Source organism: Yersinia sp. KBS0713 (assembly GCF_005937895.2).
In the GTDB taxonomy this organism is placed as follows: domain Bacteria; phylum Pseudomonadota; class Gammaproteobacteria; order Enterobacterales; family Enterobacteriaceae; genus Yersinia; species Yersinia bercovieri.
Genome location: NZ_CP042173.1, coordinates 2817016 through 2834675, shown reverse-complemented (window position 1 = coordinate 2834675; position 17660 = coordinate 2817016). Strand labels below are relative to the sequence as shown.

The window sequence follows — 17660 nt, the reverse complement described above, 5'->3', positions numbered from 1 at the left end:
CAGAAGAATATTATTTCTAATGGTTTAACACCTTGTTTTTTGCCCTCGAGTTAGGGCAAAATAGGCCCCATGCAATAACCGACGTTTAAACGCGTCGGTTATTTTTTTGCATTCATGTTTTCACAAATCAAGAGGCCGGACAACGATCCGGATAGATAAACAGGTCCGCGAGCGATTATTCACATACGAAAATCGCCGTTATGAGGAAAGAGAGATGGGGCAATTATTTTCATTGGCACCGGTGCCCACCGGTATGCGCTGCACATGCAGCGATTATGGCGCAGCAGGTATGGCAAATACCCGTTACACCGCTCAGGTTTCCCCACTTACGTATCCCAGGCAGATACGAAGTTTCCCCGTCACCTCTGACCTTTGCACTAAACTTGCAAATCGGGTTAAAGGTATGGGGAGGCTGAATCATGACGCATAATGCTACTGTTGAAGTCGGCACCAATCAAACTGGCACCAACAACCGCGTTCAACTCAGAAAAACACTGACGTTGGTACAAGTGGTGATGATGGGGCTGGCCTATTTGCAGCCGATGACCATTTTCGATACGTTTGGTATTGTATCCGGCCTGACCGATGGTCATGTCGCGACCTCTTACGCCATTGCACTGATTGCGGTGCTCTTCACGGCGATCAGTTACGGCAAACTGGTGAAGCGCTTCCCGTCCGCGGGTTCAGCTTACACCTATGCCCAGAAATCCATTAGCCCAAATGTTGGCTTTATGGTGGGTTGGTCATCACTGCTGGACTACCTGTTCATGCCGATGATTAACATTCTGTTGGCAAAAATTTACCTTGAAGCGATTTTCCCTGGTGTGCCATCGTGGATTTTTGTTGGCGCACTGGTCACTCTGATGACGCTATTTAACCTGCGTGGCATCAATGTGGTGGCAAATCTGAACTCAGTCATTGTTGTGGTTCAGGTCGCAATCATGGTGGTCTTTATGGGCCTGCTGATTCATGGCGTTTATCAAGGTGAAGGGGCGGGTACGTTGGTTAGCCCACGTCCGTTCTATTCTGAGAATGCCCATTTAGTGCCGATGATAACCGGGGCCACGATACTCTGCTTCTCATTCCTTGGCTTCGACGGCATCAGTTCGCTGTCTGAAGAGACACCGAATGCTGGCAAAGTGATCCCGAAAGCGATTTTCCTGACGGCATTGATTGGCGGCGTGATATTTATTGTCGTCTCTTACTTCTTGCAGCTCTATTTCCCGGATATTTCGCGCTTCACCGATCCTGATGCATCACAGCCGGAAATCATGCTGTTTGTGGCCGGCAAGTTCTTCCAGTCAGTGATTCTGTGTTTCTCCTGTGTCACGGTGTTGGCATCAGGTATGGCCGCACACGCAGGTGTTTCACGTCTGCTGTATGTGATGGGGCGTGACGGCGTATTCCCAGAAAAAGTATTTGGTTATGTGCATCCGAAATGGCGCACTCCTGCCATCAACGTACTGTTGGTGGGCGGCGTGGCGTTGTCTGCCATCTCCTTTGATTTGGTGACGGCAACCGCATTGATTAACTTCGGTGCACTGGTGGCCTTTACCTTCGTTAACCTGTCAGTGATTTCACAGTTCTACATCCGTGAGCGCCGCAACCGCACGTTCAGGGATCATTTCAGCTACTTGATCCTGCCGATGATTGGCGCGGGAACCGTGGGTGTGCTGTGGATGAATCTGGAAAGCAGCTCAATGACTTTGGGGCTGGTATGGGGTGCCATTGGTCTGCTTTATATGATCTGGAAAACCCGTGCTTTCCGCCAGGCTTTACCGCAGTTCAATGGTGAGCTGGCACAGTAATCTGCTTTGAAATTAGGTTATTGCTAACGAAAACGGAGCCTGATGGCTCCGTTTTTTATGGGGGGATTTACAGTTTCCGAGGTTAACTCACTAAGCCTTTTGCATAATCAAATAGCGCTTTTAGCAGTGCCAACTTCTCTTTATCGTCTTCATACTGATTATAGAATTGCTCCAGTTGCAGCACGTAATCTTGCACCAGCTCTGGATTGAGCGCTTCACGGCGATGTTCCAGCCAGCGTTTCTGCTCACTGTCAGTCAAGGTGTTGGGGTAGTTACGGGCGCGGAAACGAAATAGCAGCGGTTCCAGCCGTGGGTCTTGGAAGGTCAGATCCAGTGCGGGTAGATTTTGCGGCTCAGTTTGCAAAATAATCTTCATGGTAGCGCGATCAGCATCACTGAAAAAGCCGTTATACAGCTGCGCATCCACATCATCAGAAACGGCAAATGGCTCGGCTTCGGCAAATAGCGCGACCACTTTTTCGCGAACTTGCGGGTTCTGTCGCAGCAGTTGCAGGTTTCGTAGACAGTGTTGGCGGTCTATTCCCAGCCGTTCAGCATTTTCTGGCAGCAAGGTTTTAGCCGGTGCCAGTACCGGGCATTTGTTAATATGCACCAGCTTTAGGGGGACGGCGGCATCCTGAGCGCTGAGTCTATCGCGGCGGGTATATAGGCGTTCACGTAACGTGTCGCTATCCAGCTCCAGCAATGGCGACATATCACCGGCCAAATCGCACATAATCACCGCATTTTTATTCTCAGGATGCCATGCCAGTGGCGCAACCCAACTGGTATTGCCCCGTGCGGCACCGAACATGCCGGAGACATGAACCAGTGGTGTCATCTCTGCGATATCAATCAATGCATTAATTTTGTGCTTACTGCGGTGCTGATACAGATAGTCGAACAGACGCGGTTGTACCTGTTTCACCAATTTCGCCATGGCGATGGTGGCATGGACATCTGACATCGCATCATGGGCGTGCAAATGTTCGACGCCGTTGGCCCGGGTCAGATGCTCCAGCTTGAAGCTCGGCAGGCCATCCTCATTTTCCGGCCAGATAATGCCCTCTGGACGTAGCGCGTAACAAGCGCGCATCACATCCAGTAAGTCCCAGCGGGAGTTGCCCCCTTGCCAGCTATAGGCATAGGGGTCATAAAAGTTGCGGTAGAAAATATTGCGGCTGACTTCATCATCGAAACGAATGTTGTTGTAACCGAGAATGCAGGTGCCGGGCACATTGAATGCCTGATGGATCTGGCGGGCAAACTCAGCTTCATTGACCCCATTGGCTAAGGCGTGTTGCGGGGTGATGCCGGTTATCATCACCGCTTCGGGCTGTGGCAGGTAGTCATCTGCTGGCGCACAGTAAATAACCAGTGGTTCTTCAATGATATTGAAATCCAAATCGGTGCGGACGCCGGCGAACTGTGCTGGCCTGTCCAGGGCGGGTCGCTGACCGAAGGTTTCATAATCGTGAATGTAAAATGTTGGCTGCTTATTTTTATCTGACATTATTCGGTTTAACCCTTAATCCACTATGGTCATGCCTTATGACTGGCCTGTTTGAACCAGCCCCCTCTGAACAGGGGAACCCAGTGACCCATGACGTTGGGCGTAGGATAGCATTTCAGGCGGAGCGAGACGCTAATTTTGTCGCAACTAACGGATAATCAATCGGTTGTAAAATATTCAACTGCTAATTAGTTTTGATATCACTATCCAGCAGCAAATGGCGGTTAACCCTGTGCCTGCCAGTAATAACTCAGCTAGACTTAGATTTTGCTATCTTATTGGAAGTAGGTCTGTTGTGCGCCTGAATAAAAAAATCTCGCCACTGGATAACCTGATTTACAGTCACTATCGCATCACTCACGCTTTGCGTATTACGCTGGCGGTGGTCTGTGGCTCCGCGCCGGGTGATATGAACACCGCGCTTTGGCGTAGCGGGGATGTGATTTTTGGCTCCTTACTGGCGCTGATTTTTACCAGTGTCTATCCGCAGCGTGCTTTTACCCACTTGGTCATCATGTGAAAGCCATTTCATCATGCTCAATGCTAAAGGATTGCGCAGCACTCAGTTGATGACGATTCGTACGCTGAATACGTTAAGTGACAGTTTGCGTGATGGAGCACCCGCGCGTGAACGCGAGGTGGTGGCGGATTTGAATGTGATTGCCAGTGAATTAAAATCACTGATGCTGGCAGTGACGCAGGAGCAGCAGGTAGAAACACCGATTTATGGCTATGTTTGGTTGAGTCTGGGGTTGACCAAACAGCTTGAGGAATTAGATGATCTGATTAATATGACTCTGCGCAGGTGATTATGGGTGGCGATAAGGCAGATGAAATTTCTGTCTGGCGGGTAAAGCAGGTAAGATAAGCCAATGAATCTTGTCACCAGGCACGGCAAAGCGGTATGGTGCAGGTAGCCTGGTCACCAGCAATTGAATTTGTGTAAAACTTAAGTGAAGGTGTAAAAATGGATAATGCAATTAAGCCGACTTTCCAGGACGTTTTGGAGTTTGTGCGTATGTTTCGTCGCAAAAACAAGTTGCAGCGTGAAATCGTTGATAACGAAAAGAAAATCCGTGATAACCAAAAACGCGTTCTGTTGCTCGATAACCTGAGTGATTACATCAAACCAGGGATGAGCATTGAAGAGATTCAGGCCATTATCGCGGATATGCGTACTGCTTACGAAGATCGTGTTGATGAATACACCATCAAAAACGCTGATCTCTCTAAAGAGCGCCGCGAACTGTCGAAAAAACTGAAAGCGATGGGCGAAGTTAAGTAACCTTCACCGGACGTATAATGCCTCATCACTTAGGGGCTATAAACAGAAGGGCTGGCATTAAGTGCCAGCCTTTTTTTAGCTGTAAGTTTTAATTCAATGGTTTATTGGGGCGCAAGAAGCGCAATGCCGGAATATTCACCCCTTTGATAAAGATAAAAGCTAGCAGCAGTGACCCCCACAGCGCCATGGTGATATAGCTACTGACCCCCATGATGTTCAGCCCGCTCTCCAGCATTTGTAGCAGGAACAGCGCCAGCACAATACCGAAAATCTTGCCGAATCCACCATCAGGATTTACCCCACCCAGTACTGTCGCCAATATCGTGATCAGCAACAGTGATTCACCATAGGATGCTTTGGCCGAGTTCAGTTTTGACATCATTAATAGTGCCGCGACGGCGCACAGCAAGGATGAAATGACATAAACCCAAATTAGGGTGCGGCGGGTGTTAATGCCCGAGAAAAAGGTCGCTTTTTCATTGGAACCGCAGAGGTAAATTTGGCGGCCCAGCGGGGTTTTAGCCAGAATTAGCCAGATAAGCAGTGCCACCGCGATGAACAGATAGAGCGGCAAGGGCACGCCAAGAAAATTGCTGCGATCCAGTGCCAATACATAGTTCGGAAAGTTGGAGATAGCGGAGCCTTTGGAGATCAGCACGTTTACGCCTTTTAGTAGTGTCATGATGCCCAGGGTCGCCAGAATAGGGGAGACCCGAACAATTGAGATCAGCACCCCATTAATCAGCCCCACCACCAAAGCTACCGCCGCACCGGCCAGCAGCATTAACATCATTGAGCTGAATGTTGGCTCCAGATGGGTACAGACCCACGCCATCACCAGCGCGCTGGCATTGGCGGTAGCAATAATTGATAGGTTAATCCCGCCGGTCAACATAGTGATAGCCATAGCCAGCGTTAATACCCCAGCGACAGGGATTTGTGAGGCGATGGATTGGAAGTTGGCCGCAGACCAGAATACCTGCGGGATCAGCAGGCTGAACACCACGCCGACCAGCACCAGCAGTGTGACTAGCCAGCGTTCGGTATGATCACGTTGCGTTGATTTTGACATGATTATATCCCTACCTTATGACGTTGGCCCCAGGCGGTCACACTGATGCTGATGACAATCACCAGCCCGATCACTACGGTGTGCCAGTACGACGAAATACCCAGTAAATTCAATCCGTTTTGCAATATCGCCAGCAGTATCACCCCCAGTAAAGTGCCCGTCAGGGTGCCGCGTCCACCGACAATACTGGTACCACCGAGTACCACCGCCGCCAGCACCGTCAGCTCATAACCCAGCAATGAATCAGGTGCGACGGTTAACACCGTATAGGACTGCACCACGCCAGCTATCCCAGACAAAAAGCCCATGTAGCCGTAGACAAAGAGTTGCAGCTTGAGAATGCTGAACCCCATGCGCGATGCCGCCTCCTGATTGCCGCCCAAAGCATAGATTTGGCGGCCAATACTGGTGCGGGTCATCAGTAGGGCGGTGACAATAATGGTGATAAGCAGTGTCAGAATGGGCAGCGAAAGGCCATAGTCATAGCCATCGGCTGCGGTGAAGGAGAAGAGCATTGGCCCATGTTCGAACCATTCCGGATAGGTATAGAGCCAAACACCACGGCTGAGATAGAGCAGTAAACCATAGAATATATTCAGCGTAGAAATAGTGATGATGATAGACGGCACACGCAGGCGATTAACCAGCAGCGCATTTATCAGCCCCAATAGTAGGCCGATACCGCCCGCCAGCGCGAAGGCCACGGGGAAGTTGCCGCCAAACTTCACAATTAATGTCACCATCACATATTGCGAAATAATGGTCATGGCAGGGAATGAAATATCAATACCGCCAGAAATCAATACGATAAACAAACCACAGGCCAAAATGGTCAACATGGCATAGTTATTTATCAAATCGTAAATATTGGCGAGGGTCAGAAAATCTGGGCTGGTGAAGGCAAGATAGGTCGAAATAATCAAAATAGTGAATGCCAACATAACTTCATGGCGTTTCAGATGCTCTTTATTGAATAAGCCGCGGTGACCGCTGTTCGATCTATTGGACACAGAGCTATTTACCTCATGGGGGTTAGCCATTTACTACCTCCGCAATGGCTGCCTGGCTGCTGTTGCCAGGTAAGAACTCCTGCACCACTCTCCCGGCCCGCATCACTAAAATGCGGTGGCTATTAAAGAAAGCCTCATCAATCTCATCACAAACCATTAATACCGCAATCCCCCGTGCTGCTAGTGCATTGATAATATTATAGATACCGGCTTTATTGGCGATGTCGACCCCGACGGTAGGGGAGTCGAGGATCAGTATTTGTGGATCCGTTGCCAGCCATTTAGCAATGGCGATTCGCTGTGCATTACCGCCGGATAAGGTATTGACCGGCAGGTCACTGTTGCCGATTTTGATCGACAGGTGCTTCACCATATCTTCGACCAAGGTATCGACCCGCTCAGTGCGCATTAGGTGAAAAGCATTTTTTAGCCGATGCAAGACGGTGGCGCTGATATTGTCGCGAATAGATTGCTCCATAATCAGTCCGGTGCTCATTCTATCCTCTGAAACGTAGCCAATCCCGGCGGCGATGGCATCGCGATTACTGGCAAAATAGACCGGTTCATCATTGATACGAATAGTGCCTGACTCCGGTGTGGTTAAACCAAATAGGCTGAGGCAGAGTTCGGTGCGCCCAGAACCCAGCAAGCCAACTAACGAGACAATCTCACCGGGATGCAGGGTCAGTGAGATGTTGTGATATTGGTGGCCACGGGAAAGCTCCTCTACCGCTAACACCGGCGGGCGGGCGGCGGTATACGAGGGTAGAACCTGAAAATCAAATTTCATGCCGGTCATTAGCCAGGCCAGCCGTTGGTTATCCACTTCAGCAGCAGGGTAGGTGCCGACCCAATCACCATCCTTCAGTACCGTGATACGATCTGAGATCTCCAGCACTTCACTCAATCGGTGGCTGACAAAGACCACGCAGATATTGCGTGATTTCAGCTCATGTACCACCCGCAGCAAGCCGTTAACCTCTTGCCGCGTCAGGGAGGCGGTGGGTTCATCCATCACAATCAGGCGGGCATCTTGTGCCAGCGCGCGGCAAATGGCGACCAGCTGCTTCTGCGCAATGGGTAAATTCTCAACCAATTCATCCAGATCAAGATGGGCATCAATGCTACTGATGACTCGCTCAGCGGTGGCGCGCATCTGGCGCTTATCTACCCATAGATGATGGTGATAATGGTTCATGGCGATATTCTCAGCCACAGTCAGATTGGGGAATAGTGACAAATCCTGATAGATCACCTGAATCCCCAATCGGACAGATTCGATCGGTGTCAGGGTTGAGTAGGTTTTATCATCAATGGTGATAGCGGCATCAGAATCGGGTTGGTAGACGCCGGAGATAATCTTGATCAGCGTTGATTTACCACAACCATTCTGCCCCGCGAGGCAATGAACCTCACCTGGCAATAGGGTCATGGCCACCTTATTTAGCGCCTTGACGCCATAAAAGGTTTTGCTGATATTTTCCAGGGTAATAAATGGCTGCATAGATCCTCTGGCCCAATAGGGTGCTACCTAAACCATAAAAGAGCCTGATAAGACACAGCGCCAGTGGGCTGTAGCATTATCAATTGAAGGGGAGGCGTGCCGTAGGGGCCGTAGCGGCGTGAGCCGCCGGAGTGCCCCTAGGTGCGTTAATCCCTTCTGGCTCCTTGCTTATCGGCTGGGTTTTCATTAGTTGCAGAGCCAAACAGGCGTTCGGCTCTGCATAGCGCAATGAATCAATACAGCGAATCGACGTTATCTTTGGTAACTCGCAGTACATTGTGGAACTGAATCAGATGCTTACCCTGATCAACTTCCGCTTTACCCACCCCTGGGATCTCCATACCCGTTTCGATTTTTTCGCCTTTTAGCACTTTGTCAGCAACAGCTGTCAATGCATAACCGGCAGAAGCTGGGTCATAAGTCACGCCCATGGCAATATCACCGCTTTTAACCAGTGAGGCCGCCTGAGAAGGGATCATCATGCCGAACACATGCACTTTGTCTTTGGCGCGTTTCTCTTTCACGGCACGGCCAGCGCCGATTGGGCCTTGTGAACCGAAGGCAACAACGCCTTTCAGGTCACTGTGCGCTTTCATCAAATCCAGGGTGGTGCGGCGTGAATCATCAATGCTCTCGGCGACCGGCATACGGCTGGTCACTTCGAACATCTCCGGATAGTGCTCTTTCTGATATTTAACAAATAGATCGGCCCACAGATTATGCTGTGGCACTGTCAAGCTGCCGACATAAATGACATAACCGCCTTTGCCACCCATGGCTTTTGCCATCTCGTCCACATTATCTGCGGCAAATTTAGCATTATCGATGATTTCGATATCCCAGTTAGCACTGGGTTGCCCTGGGGATTCGTTGGTTAACACCACGATCCCCGCATCACGGGCTTTCTTAAATACCGGCTCCAGCACATCGGCATCGTTCGGCACGATACTGATGGCGCTGACTTTTTTGGCAATTAAATCTTCAATAATTTTCACCTGTTGTGGGGCATCGGTGCTGGATGGGCCGACCTGATAGGCTTTGATGTTTAGATCTTTACCGGCACGCTCCACGCCGTCACCCATGCGGTTAAACCACGGCATACCTGCGATTTTCGAGATATTGACCACTTCGACTTCTTGCGCCAGTGCGCTACCCGAGCACGCCATCATGCTAAACAGGCTGGCTGCCAGTAAGGTTTTTACACTCAATTTATTCATCTAATCAGGCTCCCGGAGCTAATGTAGGTTGAGGTTATTACTATTTGGTATTGGTGTAATATTTTGCTGCTCTATCACTTGAGTTTTATTTATGTTTTTAAAAAAATGAAGATTTAACAGGCAACAGATTTTACATCTGCACTACATCTCCTGTTGGTCGACTCTAATACCCCGATAGCGATTTCCCCCATATCCCTGAATGCTATTTACATGGACAAAATGGCTGCTTTCCCTGTTTGTGATGGAAGTCATGATTCCGGCGGGCAAGGTGATGAGAGTTACATAAAAGTGGTAGGCGGGAGGGTAATAACATGGGTGATTACATGGACATTATTGTTTGGCTATTTTGCAATAATTTAGCCGCATATCTGGGGTCGAATCGTGACCTAAGGCGCTAACGTACCCCACCGGGCACCATGGTGAGCAAGTGCTGAGTCGGGTAGTTTTGGGTGATGTTGCGCTGCTGTAGTTGCCAATAAATCTTTTCTACATCATGGCGTTGGCGGTCTAGCAGCAGCCCCACGACACTGCCACTGTGGGCGACATTCAGCCCATAGAGATCCAGCTCCTCCACCAATTTCATTAGCGCCGCAAAATCGGGTTTGACCAGCAATCGCTGGCTGGCTTGCGCGCTAACTGTAGTGGCCTGACCAAGTAGTGAACAGTCGCGGCGCTCAGCCGCTTGGGTAAAGAGTTGCCATGCCCGCGCCAGTGAGGCGGCACTTGCCAGCAGTGCCGGTTGGCGATCACGGCGATGGTAATCCTCAGTATTCAGGATATTCTGGCTCTCCAGCAGCAAAATATCCAGCTGTGGCTGCCAATCATAAGAGATTTGCGTGGCGGCAGTTTGGTGATCAAACAGGGTTAATTGCTGAAATAAGGTGCTGTCGGTGGGTTCCAGAGTGACACACAATGCCGCGAGGGCTGCCTCATCCAGTGTTTCACCCAAATGGCGGGCGGTGGCCTGTGCGGTAGCGGCGATATCGGCGGTACTGCTCGCCAGCCCTTTTGCGACCGGAATAGTGGAATCAAAACGAATATTCAGCCCACGGGCCATCTCGGCGGGGTGGTCGAAGTAAGCCAGCACCGCTGCTAGCATCTGGCGCATCCGTGGCCGCTCATGACCACTCGGCGCTCCATCACTCACCGAGACGGTACTGAACCAGTTTACCGGGCAGGAGATAAGCTTCTCGCCACCCAGTATCCAGCCCTGAATTAACTCGCCGCAGGAGGCAGGGCAACGGGCTTCAGCCATGGCCGAACACCTGCTGCAAGGCGGTGATTAGCCGCTGATTATCGGCGGCGCTTTTGATGGCCACGCGGTAGTGGTCGCGGGTCAAACCGGGGTAGTTGGCACAGTGGCGGATCAAGATATGATGCTGCAAAAGCGCTTGTTGCAGGTCGATTTCTGGCCTCAGGCAGCGCAGGAAAATGTAGTTGGCGGCACCTTGCCAGACCCGCAACGCGGGTAGGGAACACAATTGCTGATATAACCAACGCTGTTGCTGCGCCAGCCATTGATGCGTTGCCTGAATATAAGCTTGGTCATCAAGGATAATCTCACCCGCTAGCGCCGCGAACGCATTGATGGTCCAAGGCTCGCGCTGCTGTTTCATTTGTGAGATTGCTGCCCGATCAGCGCTGAGTAAATAGCCCAGCCGCAGCCCCGGAATGGCGAAAAACTTGGTCAGTGAGCGCAGAACATAGAGACGCGGGAAATCCGCCAATTGCGGGATCAGCCCCGCCGCAGCCGGCAGAAAATCGATAAAAGCTTCATCGACAATCAGTGCAATTTGCTGTTGATGGCAGCAGCGCACAATAGCTTGCAGCAGCGCTGCATTGGGCATCAGGCCGGTTGGGTTGTTCGGCGTCGCCAGAAACAGGCAGTCAGGGCGTAGTTGAACCAACCGCTCCAGTAGTCGCTCATCCGGCTGATAGCCCTCCGCTTCGCTCATCGGATAGTCATGAATCTGGCAGCCGACCCGTTGCAGGGCGCGGCGATACTCAGCAAACCCCGGCGTCAACAGTAGCGCGCTGCGTGGTTGTAGCAGCTGCACCACCGCGTAAATCAATTCGGTGGCCCCATTGCCGGCGATAATGTTTTCCGGCTGGCAGTGGTGAGCGCGGGCCAGCGCGCCATGCAATTGGCGATACTCAACATCGGGGTAGCGCTCAGCACGGGCTAACTGGGCAACAATGGCGGTTTTCAGGGAGTCGGGCATCCCCAGCGGATTAATATTGGCACTAAAATCAATGATATTTTCTGCCTCTGTGCCGATTTTCAGTGCCATCTCCAGCACATTGCCGCCATGCTCACTCATTGCTCTGTTATACCCCTATTCAACTTGTGTGTTCAGAGTACCATAAGCGAGGGAATTGAGCTTAGCGACAAGATTTCTGGTGTGAATGCCAGTATCTCCCGCAGCCGCACCACCTCACCAATCACAATCAAAGCAGGCGCTGATAAACCTTGTGCGGCGACCTGATCGACTAAGGTGAGCAAGGTGCCACTGGCGACTTGCTGCTGCTGATGGCTGGCATACATCACCACCGCCGCCGGTGTGGTCGGCGCTTTGCCGCCCGCGATCAGCTGCTGGCAAATGGTCGCCAGTTGCGTCATCCCCATTAAGATAACCAGCGTGCCTTCCAGCTTCGCCAGTGTGGCCCAATCCTGCGGTTCATTGCCCTGACGCAAATGGCCGGTGATCACATGAAAACCAGAGGCGTAATCACGGTGGGTCACCGGAATGCCAGCATAGGCCAGCCCGCCAATGGCGGAGCTGATCCCCGGCACCACTTCAAACGGGATCTCCGCCAGCGCCAGTGCTTGCGCCTCTTCTGCGCCGCGGCCAAACACATAGGGGTCGCCGCCTTTTAGCCGCACCACATTCAACCCACGTTGGGCGCAATCCACCAAAATCTGATTGATCTCCGGTTGCGGCACCAGGTGGTGATTGGGGTTCTTACCGACATTGATCATTTCGCAGCCGTCCGGGGCTTCTGCCAGCAGCTCTGCGCAGACCAGGCGGTCATACACCAGCGCTTCGGCCTGACGAATGGCATGTAACCCTTTTACCGTAATCAGCGCCGCATCCCCCGGCCCCGCGCCCACCAGCCAAACTTTTCCACTTTTCATCTTATTTCTCACTGTATGGCAAGGGCCGGTTGTAGCGGTAGCGGTTGTGCCACGCGCACAACATCACGGGCAATCATCAATTCTTCATTGGTATTGATGATGACAATCTGTACCGGGCCACTATCTTTTTGGATAAGACACTGATTTTTTAGGTTTTTCTCTTCATCCAACTCAATGCCGAGAAACGCCAAATCCCGGCATATCTGCTGACGGGCATTGCGGGCATTTTCGCCAATGCCGCCGGTGAAGATCAGCGCGTCGATTCCACCCAGTTGCACGATATAGCTGCCAATCACCGCGCGGATGCGCTCAGCAAACAGCTCAAGGGCCACTTGTGCGCGGCTATCGCCGTTGTTGGCGGCCTGTTCCACATCGCGATAGTCGTGCGAGATGCCGGAGAGACCCAGCAGGCCGGATTGGTTGTTGATCAGATAGTTGATCTCGGCGGCGCTTTTGCCCTCCCTCTGCTGAATAAATGGCAGGATCGAGGGGTCAATATCGCCACTGCGGGTGCCCATCATGATCCCCGCCTGTGGGGTGAAGCCCATGGAGGTATTGACTGAGCGCCCATTGCCGATCGCACATAGGCTAGAGCCGTTGCCGAGGTGGCAGGAGATAATGCGCAGCTCCGCCAGTGGCCGCCCCATGCGCTCAGCGCAGACGGCACTGACATATTTGTGGCTGGTGCCGTGAAAGCCGTAACGGCGAATGCCCAGCTCCTCGTAGTAGCGCCACGGCAAGGGGTAGAGATAGGCGCTCTGGCTTAGGGTTTGGTGGAACGCGGTATCAAACACCGCCACCGCGCAGGCATGGGGCAGGGCATGTTGAAACACGCGGATACCCAAGGCATTCACCGGATTATGCAACGGCGCGAGCGCGCCCAGTTGCTCAATTTTATCCAGCACCTCGGGGGTGATCAGCACCGAATCGGCAAAGGTTTCGCCACCATGGGCCACCCGATGACCGACGCCGATGATCTCATCCAGTGAATCAATAATATTGTGCTCAATCAGTGCGCGTAACAGATGCTCTGCCCCCTGGCGGCAGTCGGCGATCGGCAGGGTTTCCCGCCATTTCACCTCGCCAGCCCGCAGGTTAAATACCGCATCATCCATACCGATGCGCTCGATCAAGCCCTGGCACAGCACCCGCTCCTCCGTCTGGCCGGTCTGGCCATTGAGCATGAAAAACAGCTGAAATTTCAGCGAAGAACTGCCGGCGTTTATCGCCATAATCTTACCGGACATACGACTCTCCAGAATGATTCAAATAAGTTATAAGGTCAGTGAGTCCCTCGCCGGTTTGCGCCGAGGTAATAAAGATATTTTGTGCGCCCGCTTGCATCAGGCAATCCGCCGCCCAGCTCAGTTGGTCGGGATGGCTGATAGTGTCCGCTTTGCTGATAATGCCGATCACCGCTCTGTTGAACACCTGCGCCAGCATCGGGGCAAACCAACTCTGGCTGGCATCGGCGTTTTGCACCAATCCCACCACCTCGGCCTCACAAGCGCTCGCCAGTAACGCACTGTATAAACAGCGGTTTTCCAGATACTCACCTGGGGTATCAATGGCATTGTCCTGCCAGACAATCGACTGGGTTTTCTGGTAATGAAGCGCCTCGCCCTGTAAGCGCTGAATCAGCGAGGTTTTGCCACACTGGCTAGGGCCAATTAACATGATGCGCTGCATGGCATCAGGTCCGGGTCATCGGGCAGGCGGTGAATTTCATCATGTCGCCCAGGGTGTGAATGACCTGCTTTAGCGCGTACTCCACCGCCGACACATCACCGGTAAACACCACCGCGCCGGTGAAGCGGTCAATAAAACCAATCTCAACCGCGCCGGATTTAGTGGCGATGTCACTGGCGATAATTGAGGCTTCGCTCGGGGTAATGGTCAGAATGCCAATGGCGCTGCTGACATCGTTCAGCCCCAGCTTTTTATAGAGCGCCTTATTGGGGTTGGCGATAAGATGCGCGAGGGTTATCTGTTTACCGGGAACATACTCCTGGATCACGCGCTCGGGGGTGCTGCTCTTCTCCATCATGCCTCCTGAACTAACTGACGCCACAGCGCCTCATGGGGACGGGGGATCAGGGTGCTGTAGACCAATAATCCCTTCTCACCGGCGCACTGACTGGCAACCTCGACGGCGGTTTGCACATCGGCAATATCGCCGCTGAGCACTTGATAACATTTGCCGCCGATACCAAAGGCCATATGGATGCGCACTAAGGTGACATTGGCGGCTTTAACCGCGCGGTCTGCGGCGGTGATGCAAGCCGCCACACTCCAGGTCTCCACCACGCCCGCCGCCTGACGGTTCTCCACCCTATTTAGGCCACTGATCGCCGGTAACACTGACGGGTGCAGATTGGGTAGCACGATGCTATCAACCAATAAGTGACCACTGTGCTTTTCGCCACTCAGCACTGATTGGCTGACGGCACCAATATCGCCACCCACCATCAGCAAATATTTGCCGGGGCAGAGGGTCTTACTGACCAGTAGGTTGACGTTGGCGCTTTTTAGCATCAGATCGCAAACCTCCATCCCTTTGGCGATACTGCTTAACTCAACGATTCCAATGGCTTGAGACATGCTCACTCCTGTTAAATGCTGCGACGAAGGGTGATGGCGTTGGCACTGATAGCCGTGACCACCCCCGCAATAGTGGCGTGCAGGGGGGCGCCCAAGGCGTTATTGGGGATCTGCCCGATAAGCTGGCCGTGCCTAACCGATTCACCGACGCTAACCACCGCTTCGGCGGCGGCACCGATATGCTGGCGCAGCGGCAGCATCACCTGTTGCGGTTGATAGGCCTGCTCACTGAATGGGGCGGGCTGATACCAGTCGGTGAGATCCAGCCGCGCAATCAGCCGCGATATCGGCACCATGCGGTAATTCGCCATCGGATCAGCCTCACGCAGCTCCCCCTGATAGCGTGCACCCTGTGCGCGCAACTGAGTTTTCAGCAGGCGATTAATGCGCATTGGCGAGATATCCACCGGACAGGCGTAGCTTTCACACAGCCCACACTCTGAGCAGGTCAGGGCGCTCAGCAAGATATCCGGCGTGGCAACCTGCTGATAGATAATCGCCCGCACCAACAGATGCGGCGGTAGCTCATGACCAATCAGGTGGCGCGGACAGAGTTCGGTACACATGCGGCACTGCTCGCAGACGGCGCGCGCGATAGCGAGCACATCCTGATCACTGCGGGCGCGGCGGGTGATCAGCAAGTGATCGGCGGGCAGTACCAGCAGGCCGCCAGTGGTTTTGGTCACCGGCTGATCGAGGTCGTGTAGTGCATGGCCCATCATCGGCCCGCCATTGATGTAGGCGGGATGGTCGATGGTCGCGCCACCTGCCAGTGCCAGCACTTCCCGTAGCGAGGTGCCGAGCGGCACGGTCAAGGTTAATGGTTGAGCCACGGCCCCATTGACGGTCAGTGTGCGGCGGGTGACGGGCCACTGCTGCTCCACCGCCCGCGCGACATTGAGCAGGGTTTGCACGTTATTCACCACCACGCCAATAGTGACCGGCAGGGCGGCAGGCGGGACGCGTCGACCCGTCGCCAGCCAGATAGTGATCACCTCATCACCGGCGGGGTAGACGTCGGGCAAGATATGCAGCCGGATCTGCGGTGGTAGCAGCGGCGTCAGTGCCGCAATGGCCGCCACATATTTAGCTTTCAGCGCAATGATGCCTTCGCGTGCGCCGGTGGCGACCATGCCATAGAGCAGACCGCGCACCAGCCGCGCGGCCTGGCGTGGGATCAACTGCTGATCCACTTTCAGCATCGGCTCACACTCAGCCGCATTGACCAGAAAAATTTCAGCCGGCGCCTGTAGTTTTACCGCTGTCGGGAACCCGGCCCCACCGGCACCGACCACTCCGGCATCGCGCACCCGCTGCTGAATAGTGGCGGCGTCACACCGCAACAGCTCACCGCAGGCGAGGGGGGCGCTCTGTAGTGGCGGCACGGACATCGAGAGATCACTCATAAAGCGCCTCGACAATGGCGCGGATATCTTTTTCATCTGCCGGGCGCGGGTTGGTGCGCAGGGTGACGTCCGCCAGTGCGGCGGTGATGATCTGCGGAATACACTGCTGCAACTGGCGTTGGTTGACTTTCATCGCCGCCAGCGGTTGAGGCAATCCGCACTGGCGCTTAAGCTGCTCAATCTGATGAATCAGCTGATTCACCGCGCCGCGATCCTCCCCATTGACGGGGCTGAAATGACATAACTTCGCTAACCGCGCATAGCGTTTACGCGCCCGCGCGTCGGCGGCATTAAAGCGGATCACCGGGACTAACAGCAGCGCATTGGCTAAACCGTGAGCGATGTGGAACTGACCACCCAGTTGGTGGGCGATGGCGTGATTGATGCCCAATCCCGCCTGACTGAACGCCATCCCCGCCAGGGTGGAGGCGTTATGCATCTTGCCTCGGGTTATCAGGCAATCGCCTTGCCGGCAGGCGGTCGGCAGGTGGCGAAACACCAGCTGCACCGCTTTTTCCGCCAGCGCATCGGTAAAATCACTGGCGCGTGGCGAGACATAGGCTTCCAGCGCATGGGTTAGCACGTCCAGCCCGGTATTGGCGGTGATAGCCGGCGGCAGGGTTACCACCAGTGCCGGATCTAAAATGGCGATATCCGGATAGATATCATCATCAAACAGCGGATATTTAATGCTTTTTTCCGGATCGCTTATCACACAAGCGCTGGTGACCTCCGAGCCGGTGCCGCTGGTGGTGGGGATGGCGATGCAAGTTTCGATCTCCAGCCCCTGCTGGCGGCTAAACCAGACGATAGCTTTGGCGGCATCCAGCGCTGAGCCGCCGCCAAACCCAATCACCACATCAGGGCGCAGCGCTTGCATCTGCTCAATGCCCTTGACCACGGTGCTGATATTGGGGTCCGGCGTGATGTCGCTGAACAGAGTGATCTGGTTATCCGCCGCCAGCGCCGCTTTTAAGCGATCCAGTAGCGGCGAGGTGGCGAGAAAGCCGTCGCAGACAATCCAGATTTTGCGCTGCTGGAAACGTTGCAGCACCTTGAGGCTGCCCTCCCCGCTATAAATGCGTGTTTGCAGGAAAAAACTCTTCAT

At 53.4% G+C, this 17660-nt stretch carries 17 protein-coding genes and 1 pseudogene; 4 read left to right on the top strand and 14 right to left on the bottom strand.

Features of this window, described 5'->3' with window-relative positions; genetic code table 11:
* The first annotated feature begins 214 nt into the window (after positions 1-214).
* Positions 215-430 (top strand): hypothetical protein, encoded by a 216-nt coding sequence (locus FFE93_RS21870; RefSeq protein WP_032897981.1) that lies wholly within the window; start codon positions 215-217, stop codon positions 428-430.
* Positions 420-1808 carry an APC family permease gene (locus FFE93_RS13580; RefSeq protein ID WP_004873653.1) on the top strand — a complete coding sequence of 463 codons (1389 nt, stop codon included), beginning with the start codon at positions 420-422 and terminating at the stop codon, positions 1806-1808. Before FFE93_RS21870 ends, FFE93_RS13580 begins: the two co-directional genes overlap by 11 nt.
* Positions 1809-1890: 82 nt before the next feature.
* Here the strand turns inward: FFE93_RS13580 and sbcB are convergent, their stop codons facing one another.
* On the bottom strand, positions 1891-3321 hold the full coding sequence (gene sbcB / locus FFE93_RS13575; protein ID WP_138775348.1) for an exodeoxyribonuclease I: 1431 nt from the start codon (positions 3319-3321) through the stop codon (positions 1891-1893).
* A 295-nt stretch (positions 3322-3616) separates the two neighbouring features.
* Here sbcB and FFE93_RS13570 point away from each other — a divergent pair.
* A pseudogene (locus FFE93_RS13570) lies at positions 3617-4130 on the top strand (hypothetical protein).
* 158 nt (positions 4131-4288) lie between these two features.
* Entirely contained in the window at positions 4289-4606 is a 318-nt protein-coding gene (gene tmaR, locus FFE93_RS13565) for a PTS system regulator TmaR (RefSeq protein ID WP_004711143.1), read from the top strand.
* An 88-nt stretch (positions 4607-4694) separates the two neighbouring features.
* On the opposite strand, the gene FFE93_RS13560 is transcribed toward tmaR, so the two are convergent.
* The 13 genes from FFE93_RS13560 to FFE93_RS13500 form a co-directional block, all read right to left on the bottom strand.
* Positions 4695-5678 (bottom strand): ABC transporter permease, encoded by a 984-nt coding sequence (locus FFE93_RS13560; protein WP_005274664.1) that lies wholly within the window; start codon positions 5676-5678, stop codon positions 4695-4697.
* Between the two features lie 2 nt (positions 5679-5680).
* The gene (locus FFE93_RS13555; protein WP_032897991.1) at positions 5681-6619 is read right to left on the bottom strand and encodes an ABC transporter permease; all 939 of its coding nucleotides are present in this window, start codon (positions 6617-6619) and stop codon (positions 5681-5683) included.
* A 91-nt stretch (positions 6620-6710) separates the two neighbouring features.
* A complete protein-coding gene (locus FFE93_RS13550; protein WP_049599168.1) occupies positions 6711-8192 on the bottom strand; it encodes a sugar ABC transporter ATP-binding protein in 1482 nt (493 codons plus the stop codon).
* 233 nt (positions 8193-8425) lie between these two features.
* Positions 8426-9361 (bottom strand): autoinducer 2 ABC transporter substrate-binding protein, encoded by a 936-nt coding sequence (locus FFE93_RS13545; RefSeq protein WP_261369053.1) that lies wholly within the window; start codon positions 9359-9361, stop codon positions 8426-8428.
* Positions 9362-9803: 442 nt separating this feature from the next.
* Positions 9804-10664 carry a GHMP kinase gene (locus FFE93_RS13540; protein ID WP_032897979.1) on the bottom strand — a complete coding sequence of 287 codons (861 nt, stop codon included), beginning with the start codon at positions 10662-10664 and terminating at the stop codon, positions 9804-9806.
* Positions 10657-11730 (bottom strand): threonine-phosphate decarboxylase CobD, encoded by a 1074-nt coding sequence (cobD, locus tag FFE93_RS13535; protein WP_138775346.1) that lies wholly within the window; start codon positions 11728-11730, stop codon positions 10657-10659. Before cobD ends, FFE93_RS13540 begins: the two co-directional genes overlap by 8 nt.
* 32 nt (positions 11731-11762) lie before the next feature.
* On the bottom strand, positions 11763-12545 hold the full coding sequence (gene cobA / locus FFE93_RS13530; RefSeq protein WP_005274646.1) for a uroporphyrinogen-III C-methyltransferase: 783 nt from the start codon (positions 12543-12545) through the stop codon (positions 11763-11765).
* An 8-nt stretch (positions 12546-12553) separates the two neighbouring features.
* Positions 12554-13792, bottom strand: coding sequence for an acetate/propionate family kinase (locus tag FFE93_RS13525; RefSeq protein ID WP_138775345.1), 1239 nt, complete (start codon positions 13790-13792; stop codon positions 12554-12556).
* Complete coding sequence (locus FFE93_RS13520) at positions 13782-14234, bottom strand: EutP/PduV family microcompartment system protein (protein WP_049599159.1); 453 nt, start codon at positions 14232-14234, stop codon at positions 13782-13784. Before FFE93_RS13520 ends, FFE93_RS13525 begins: the two co-directional genes overlap by 11 nt.
* A gap of 4 nt (positions 14235-14238) precedes the next feature.
* A complete protein-coding gene (gene pduU, locus FFE93_RS13515; RefSeq protein ID WP_032813079.1) occupies positions 14239-14589 on the bottom strand; it encodes a propanediol utilization microcompartment protein PduU in 351 nt (116 codons plus the stop codon).
* A complete protein-coding gene (locus tag FFE93_RS13510; protein ID WP_005274640.1) occupies positions 14589-15146 on the bottom strand; it encodes a BMC domain-containing protein in 558 nt (185 codons plus the stop codon). The genes pduU and FFE93_RS13510 overlap by 1 nt, the downstream gene beginning before the upstream one ends.
* Before the next feature lie 11 nt (positions 15147-15157).
* The gene (locus FFE93_RS13505) at positions 15158-16537 is read right to left on the bottom strand and encodes a 4Fe-4S dicluster domain-containing protein (RefSeq protein ID WP_005274638.1); all 1380 of its coding nucleotides are present in this window, start codon (positions 16535-16537) and stop codon (positions 15158-15160) included.
* A gap of 7 nt (positions 16538-16544) precedes the next feature.
* On the bottom strand, positions 16545-17660 hold the full coding sequence (locus FFE93_RS13500; protein ID WP_138775344.1) for a 1-propanol dehydrogenase PduQ: 1116 nt from the start codon (positions 17658-17660) through the stop codon (positions 16545-16547).

Bases quoted from the DNA above. Each gene is read 5' to 3' on its own strand.
- FFE93_RS13525 (WP_138775345.1), bottom strand. From the start codon at position 13,792: ATGTCCGGTAAGATTATGGCGATAAACGCCGGCAGTTCTTCGCTGAAA.
- cobD (WP_138775346.1), bottom strand. From the start codon at position 11,730: ATGAGTGAGCATGGCGGCAATGTGCTGGAGATGGCACTGAAAATCGGC.
- FFE93_RS13545 (WP_261369053.1), bottom strand. From the start codon at position 9,361: ATGATGGCGTGCTCGGGTAGCGCACTGGCGCAAGAAGTCGAAGTGGTC.
- cobA (WP_005274646.1), bottom strand. From the start codon at position 12,545: ATGAAAAGTGGAAAAGTTTGGCTGGTGGGCGCGGGGCCGGGGGATGCG.
- pduU (WP_032813079.1), bottom strand. From the start codon at position 14,589: ATGGAGAAGAGCAGCACCCCCGAGCGCGTGATCCAGGAGTATGTTCCC.
- FFE93_RS13500 (WP_138775344.1), bottom strand. From the start codon at position 17,660: ATGAAGAGTTTTTTCCTGCAAACACGCATTTATAGCGGGGAGGGCAGC.
- FFE93_RS13520 (WP_049599159.1), bottom strand. From the start codon at position 14,234: ATGCAGCGCATCATGTTAATTGGCCCTAGCCAGTGTGGCAAAACCTCG.
- FFE93_RS13505 (WP_005274638.1), bottom strand. From the start codon at position 16,537: ATGTCCGTGCCGCCACTACAGAGCGCCCCCCTCGCCTGCGGTGAGCTG.
- sbcB (WP_138775348.1), bottom strand. From the start codon at position 3,321: ATGTCAGATAAAAATAAGCAGCCAACATTTTACATTCACGATTATGAA.
- FFE93_RS13560 (WP_005274664.1), bottom strand. From the start codon at position 5,678: ATGTCAAAATCAACGCAACGTGATCATACCGAACGCTGGCTAGTCACA.
- FFE93_RS13580 (WP_004873653.1), top strand. From the start codon at position 420: ATGACGCATAATGCTACTGTTGAAGTCGGCACCAATCAAACTGGCACC.
- tmaR (WP_004711143.1), top strand. From the start codon at position 4,289: ATGGATAATGCAATTAAGCCGACTTTCCAGGACGTTTTGGAGTTTGTG.
- FFE93_RS13550 (WP_049599168.1), bottom strand. From the start codon at position 8,192: ATGCAGCCATTTATTACCCTGGAAAATATCAGCAAAACCTTTTATGGC.
- FFE93_RS13555 (WP_032897991.1), bottom strand. From the start codon at position 6,619: ATGTTGGCATTCACTATTTTGATTATTTCGACCTATCTTGCCTTCACC.
- FFE93_RS21870 (WP_032897981.1), top strand. From the start codon at position 215: ATGGGGCAATTATTTTCATTGGCACCGGTGCCCACCGGTATGCGCTGC.
- FFE93_RS13510 (WP_005274640.1), bottom strand. From the start codon at position 15,146: ATGTCTCAAGCCATTGGAATCGTTGAGTTAAGCAGTATCGCCAAAGGG.
- FFE93_RS13540 (WP_032897979.1), bottom strand. From the start codon at position 10,664: ATGGCTGAAGCCCGTTGCCCTGCCTCCTGCGGCGAGTTAATTCAGGGC.